The sequence below is a fragment of the Chitinophaga sp. genome (assembly GCF_035564935.1).
In the GTDB taxonomy this organism is placed as follows: domain Bacteria; phylum Bacteroidota; class Bacteroidia; order Chitinophagales; family Chitinophagaceae; genus Chitinophaga.
This window is the reverse complement of sequence record NZ_DATMTE010000370.1, coordinates 1-5,865: the sequence shown is the minus strand read 5'-3', so window position 1 is coordinate 5,865 and position 5,865 is coordinate 1. Positions and strand designations below refer to the sequence as shown.

At 47.1% G+C, this 5,865-nt stretch carries 5 protein-coding genes; all 5 read left to right on the top strand.

Annotation, left to right across the window (positions count from 1 at the left end; all coding sequences use genetic code 11):
- On the top strand, positions 1–1,439 hold a 1,439-nt coding region (locus tag VN105_RS09875), incomplete at its 5' end, for a tagaturonate reductase (RefSeq protein ID WP_325640340.1).
- Positions 1,440–1,446: 7 nt separating this feature from the next.
- Positions 1,447–2,841: a glucuronate isomerase gene (gene uxaC / locus VN105_RS09870; protein ID WP_325640338.1), complete on the top strand. Its 1,395-nt coding sequence runs from the start codon at positions 1,447–1,449 to the stop codon at positions 2,839–2,841.
- The gene (locus VN105_RS09865; RefSeq protein WP_325640336.1) at positions 2,841–3,839 is read left to right on the top strand and encodes a sugar kinase; all 999 of its coding nucleotides are present in this window, start codon (positions 2,841–2,843) and stop codon (positions 3,837–3,839) included. Before uxaC ends, VN105_RS09865 begins: the two co-directional genes overlap by 1 nt.
- A 3-nt stretch (positions 3,840–3,842) precedes the next feature.
- A complete protein-coding gene (locus VN105_RS09860; RefSeq protein ID WP_325640334.1) occupies positions 3,843–4,505 on the top strand; it encodes a bifunctional 4-hydroxy-2-oxoglutarate aldolase/2-dehydro-3-deoxy-phosphogluconate aldolase in 663 nt (220 codons plus the stop codon).
- Positions 4,506–4,538: 33 nt separating this feature from the next.
- Positions 4,539–5,828 (top strand): MFS transporter, encoded by a 1,290-nt coding sequence (locus VN105_RS09855; RefSeq protein WP_325640332.1) that lies wholly within the window; start codon positions 4,539–4,541, stop codon positions 5,826–5,828.
- The last annotated feature ends 37 nt before the right edge of the window (positions 5,829–5,865 follow it).

Here is a 5,865-nt window from a genome sequence, read left to right as displayed (position 1 = left end):
ATGAAAAGACTTTCAGCTTCCCTGAAAAGATCCTGCAATTTGGTACCGGCGTGCTTTTGCGCGGTTTAGTAGATTACCTGGTAGACAAAGCCAACCGGCAGGGTATTTACGAAGGAAGAATTGTGGTAGTGAAATCCACCGACGGCGATACCGCTGATTTTTCCAACCAGGACAGCCTGTTTACCACCCATATTAAAGGAATATCCCAGGGAGAACTGGTAGACCAGGTGCTGATCAATGCAGCTATTAGCCGGGTTTTGCAATCGAATGCAGAATGGGAGGCCATTTTAGCCGCTGTTCATCAGCCCGCTTTGCAAACTATTGTTTCCAACACTACAGAAGTGGGCATCCAGTATGTGCCTGAGAAAATTGCAGACGGAGTACCGGCTTCCTTCCCCGGAAAGTTGCTGGCTGTGCTATGGGAGCGGTTTACCTATTTTAAAGGAGGCGCCAACACCGGCTTTGTGATTGTTCCTACGGAGCTGGTGGTAGACAATGGACGCCTGTTAAAAGATATTGTGTTGCAGCTGGCCGCCTATAATGAATTGCCGCCAGCTTTCATATCATGGGTAAACGGGGATAATCATTTCTGCAATTCCCTGGTAGACCGTATTGTTCCCGGTAAACCCCGCAACCTTGCTGAAATTGAGGAAAAAGCCGGGTATTCTGATAAATTATGGATAGAAGTAGAGCCTTACCTGTTATGGGCTATAGAAGGTAATGAGCATGTTCGTTCTGTATTATCTTTTTATAAGGCAGATGAAAGAATGCTTATTGAACCCAGCATCACACCATTCCGGGAACAGAAGCTACGGTTGCTGAATGGTAGTCACACGGCGGCTGTGCCATTGGCTTTCCTTTCCGGTCTTAACACCGTGTATGAATGTATGCAGAACGACTATATGAACCATTTCTTCAAAGAAGTGGTACTCCGGGAAATATTGCCTACTATTGAAGAGGCTTGTCCCACTGCTACTGCATTTGCGCCGGAAGTGCTGGACCGCTTTGCCAATCCGTTCATAGCGCATAAGCTCATCAGCATTACTTTCCAGGAAAGTTCCAAGATGAACGCCCGTAATGTGCGTACACTGGTTCGTTACCACGAAAAATACAAAGCCCTTCCGCCTCATATGTGCCTGGGTTTTGCAGCCATGCTGCTGTTCCTCTGCCCCGTACGGGAAGAGGCCGGAAAATATTATGGCAACAGGAACGGGGAGGAGTATGTGATTACAGACGACAATGCCCCGGTTTTCGCAGCATGGTGGCGTGATCAAAGTGATATAAACGATATGGTAGCAGGCATCTGCAGTGATAAACGGTTATGGGAAACAGACCTGGCCGCTATCCCGGGATTTGCTGAACAGGTGGCCCATCTTTTAAAAATGTTGAAAAATAACGGCGTTAAAGCATTTATTCAATCGCAGCTGCTAAAAAATTAATGATGTTATGAAGGAATTTCTGTCTGAAGACTTTTTATTGCAAACGGGAACGGCTAAACGACTATATTTTGATTACGCCGCTTCAATGCCGGTGATAGATTATCATAATCATCTGCCGCCGGATGAAATAGCTGCGAATAAAACATTTGCCAACCTGTACGCTATCTGGCTTAAGGGAGATCATTATAAATGGCGCGCCATGCGTGCGAACGGTGTACCGGAAGAGTTTATTACCGGTAGCGCCGACGACTATACGAAGTTTCGTCACTGGGCTGCTACCACGCCCTATACCATGCGGAACCCGTTGTATCACTGGTCGCACATGGAACTGAAAAATCCTTTTGGCATCACTGATCTTCTCAACGAAAAGACAGCGGAGAAGATATATCACGACTGTAACGCCCAATTACCACAATTATCCACACAAACGCTCCTGCAGCATTATAAAGTAGATACTTTGTGCACCACCGATGATCCGGTGGATTCGCTTGAACATCACCGTGCCATTGCCAGCAAACCTTTTGGTACAAGGGTGTTGCCCACTTTCCGCCCCGACCGGGCCATGGCAGTGGATAATCCGGAAGTATTCAACCGGTTTGTAAATGAACTGGCAGCGGTTACTAATAAGGAGATCAACGGGTTCGACGACCTCATGGAAGCATTGCACAGCCGGCATACTTATTTTCATGAGGCTGGTGGCCGCTTAAGCGACCATGGTATCAGCACTTTTTATTTTTCACCTGCCAGTGGAAAGGAACTGGATACTATTTTCCAGAATGCCCGCCAGCACGGGATGGTGACGCCCTATGAAAATGCACAGTTTAAAACAGCGGTATTGCAGGCTGTGTGCGAATGGAACCAGGAAAGAGGATGGGTGCAACAATTCCATGTGGGCGCTATCCGCAACAATAATTCCCGCTTATTGCAGCAGGTGGGCGCGGATGCCGGTGTGGATTCTATCGGCGATTGGCGCGTAGCGGAAACGATGAGCGCATTTTTTGATGCACTGGATAAGAAAAACAAATTGGCAAAAACGGTTGTATACAATCTGAACCCTTCCTATAATGAAGTTTTTGCCACCATGGCAGGCAATTTCCAGGATGGCACGGTTGCCGGCAAAATCCAGTATGGCTCCGGATGGTGGTTCCTGGATCAGAAAGATGGCATGGAAAAGCAAATGAACGTATTGAGCAATATGGGATTGCTGAGCAGGTTTGTGGGAATGCTAACAGATTCCAGAAGTTTTCTATCTTACTCACGACATGAATATTTTCGCCGTATTTTGTGTAACCTGATCGGCAACGATGTGGAACATGGTGAATTGCCAAATGATATTGCCTGGTTAGGGAAAATGGTACAGGATATATGTTACTATAACGCAAAAGCATATTTTGGATTCTAATGAAGCCGGTAAAAGTTATCACATTCGGAGAAATATTATTACGCTTGTCGCCGCAACTGGCGCAGAACACGGCAGCCATTTATGTTGGCGGTGCAGAAGCCAATGTAGCGGCGGCTTTAGCCAATTGGGGCACAACGGTGGCCTATATCAGTAAAGTTCCTGAAAACGGTTTGTCGAAAGATGTACTGGCGCAGCTGAGTAACCGTGGTATTTATACCGACAGGGTGCTGTGGGGCGGTGAACGTATCGGCATTTACTACCTGGCGCAGGGCAGCGACCTTAAGCATGCTGAGGTGGTTTATGACAGGGCCTGGTCGTCTTTCAGCCAGATAACGCCTGGTACTGTTGACTGGGATGCACTGCTGGGAGATGCTGAGTGGTTCCACTGGAGCGCTATTACGCCGGCATTGAACCCTGATGCGGCTGCAGTTTGCAAAGAAGTATTGGAAGCAGCTACCCGCAAGGGAATGACGATTTCCACAGATCTCAATTATCGCAGCAAGTTATGGCAGTATGGGAAAAAGCCGGTGGATGTTATGCCGGAGCTGGTACAATACTGTGATGTGATCATGGGAAATATATGGGCAGCCAACAATATGCTCGATACTGCATTGGATACTGCTGCGCTGGAAGCCGGTACAAAAGATGTATTCCTGCAACAGGCGGAAAAGGTAGCAGCCGAAATTACGGCTACGTATAAACGTTGTAAACGGGTGGCTTTTACTTTCCGCTTCAGTAATTCGGCCACGCATAATCTGTATTATGCTTTTTACTACAACAACGGGCAGATGAGCATTTCGCGGGAATACGATACCAACGGAGTGGTAGATCGTGTAGGAAGCGGGGATTGCTTTATGGCCGGATTAATCCATGCACAGCTCCAGGGGCTGGATGATCAGCAGATCATATCTTTTGCAGCGGCCGCCGCCTATTCCAAATTTTTTGTGATGGGAGATTTCAATACTACTTCTGAAAAAGAAATAATAAAACTGATATAGCATATGGCACCAAGTTCCGAAACAATTATAGCGGCATTTGAGCAAAGCGGGATCATCCCGGTTTTTTATCACGATGAGGAGAATGTTTGCCTGGAAGTACTGCAAGCCTGTTATGATGGCGGCTTGAGGGTATTTGAATTTACCAGCAGGGGAGAAAATGCACGTAAGAATTTTGCTGCTATGCGCGACAGGAAACTGGCTACCATGCCTGATCTGTACCTGGGTATAGGCACTATAAAGAATGCCGCTGATGCTGCAGTATATGCTGGTATGGGCGCCGATTTTATTGTATGCCCCGTAGCGGATCCCGAAACAGCTGTTTATTGCCAGTCTGCGAACATTACCTGGATTCCCGGTTGTATGACGCCTACCGAAATTTCTGTTGCAGAAAAAAATGGCGCTCAGCTGGTAAAGCTTTTCCCGGGTAATGTACTGGGGCCTGGCTATGTGAAATCCATTAAACCGCTGTTCCCGCAATTGAAATTTATGCCAACCGGCGGTGTGGAACCCACCCAGCTCAGCATGGATGCCTGGTTTGATGCCGGTGTGGTTTGCGTGGGAATGGGATCCAATTTGCTGTCCAAACCCCTCATTGAAAGTAAGGACTGGGGCGGGCTGAAAGAGAAAATAGTGCAAACGTTTGCATTTCTCAGCGCTATGAAGTAACTTATGCACATTATAAATTCCAAATAGACCGTAATGAATTCCACAACTTTGGGTAAGTATCGCTGGCGGGTATGCGCACTTTTATTCGTAGCCACAACCATTAATTATATAGACAGGCAGATTTTAGGGCTGCTTAAAACGGACCTGTCGGCAGAGTTCAACTGGACAGAAACAGATTACAGTAACCTGGTAATGGCGTTTTCTGCCTGCTACGCGATAGGCTTGCTTTTCTTTGGGGCATTGGTAGATAAGATAGGGTCCAAACTGGGGTATGCACTTTCTATTGTTGTATGGAGCCTTTCGGCTATGGCGCATGGATTGGTACGTTCCACGCTGGGATTTGGTGTAGTGAGATCCATCCTGGGAATAAGTGAAGCCGGTAACTTTCCTGCGGCTATCAAAGCCACCGCAGAATGGTTTCCCAAGAAAGAGCGTGCACTGGCTACGGGGATCTTTAACTCAGGTTCCAATATAGCCGCGGTAGTAGGACCGGCAATGGTATACTACCTCGCCACTAATCATGGCTGGAGGAACGCGTTTGTATGGACAGGCGCCATTGGTTTTATCTGGCTGATATTCTGGTGGATCTATTATGAAGTTCCTGCCCGGCACAAGAAATTATCGAAAGCAGAATTTGATCATATTCATTCCGACCAGGAAGTAGAGGAGGTGAAACCTAAGCCCATTAAATGGGGGAAGCTGCTGGGAATCAGGCAAACCTGGGCTTTCATATTCGGTAAATTACTGACCGATCCGGTATGGTGGTTTTTCCTGTTCTGGTTACCGGGTTACCTCGAATCCATTTTCCATGTAAATATGAAAGAATCGCTGGGGCTGCCGGTGATCATCATCTACTCCATTACAAGTTTTGGCAGCATTGGAGGAGGTTGGTTATCTTCCTACCTCATCAAATCAGGCTGGCCGGTTTTCAGGGCGCGTAAAGTATCCATGCTGATCTTTGCGTTGTGTGTACTGCCTATTATGCTCATCCAGTATTCCAACAACGTATGGCTGGCTATAGCGTTGATAAGTCTTGCCACTGCAGCGCATCAGGCATGGTCTGCTACCATATTCACCACTGCTTCTGATATGTTCCCTAAACGGGCAGTAAGCTCCGTTGTTGGCATTGGTGGTATGGCCGGATCCATTGGCGGTACCCTTTTCCCGATACTGATCGGCTCTATGCTGGATCACTATAAATTAATTGGCAACATTGGTATAGGATACAATATCTTGTTCACTATTTGTGCTTTGGCCTACCTGATAGCCTGGCTGGTAATGCACTTCTTTGCACCCAAAATGGAGCAGGTAAAGCTGGATTAGCGCGGATTTTGTCTGACTCAGGATTAAACTGATTACG

Bases quoted from the DNA above. Each gene is read 5' to 3' on its own strand.
- uxaC (WP_325640338.1), top strand. From the start codon at position 1,447: ATGAAGGAATTTCTGTCTGAAGACTTTTTATTGCAAACGGGAACGGCT.
- VN105_RS09865 (WP_325640336.1), top strand. From the start codon at position 2,841: ATGAAGCCGGTAAAAGTTATCACATTCGGAGAAATATTATTACGCTTG.
- VN105_RS09860 (WP_325640334.1), top strand. From the start codon at position 3,843: ATGGCACCAAGTTCCGAAACAATTATAGCGGCATTTGAGCAAAGCGGG.
- VN105_RS09855 (WP_325640332.1), top strand. From the start codon at position 4,539: ATGAATTCCACAACTTTGGGTAAGTATCGCTGGCGGGTATGCGCACTT.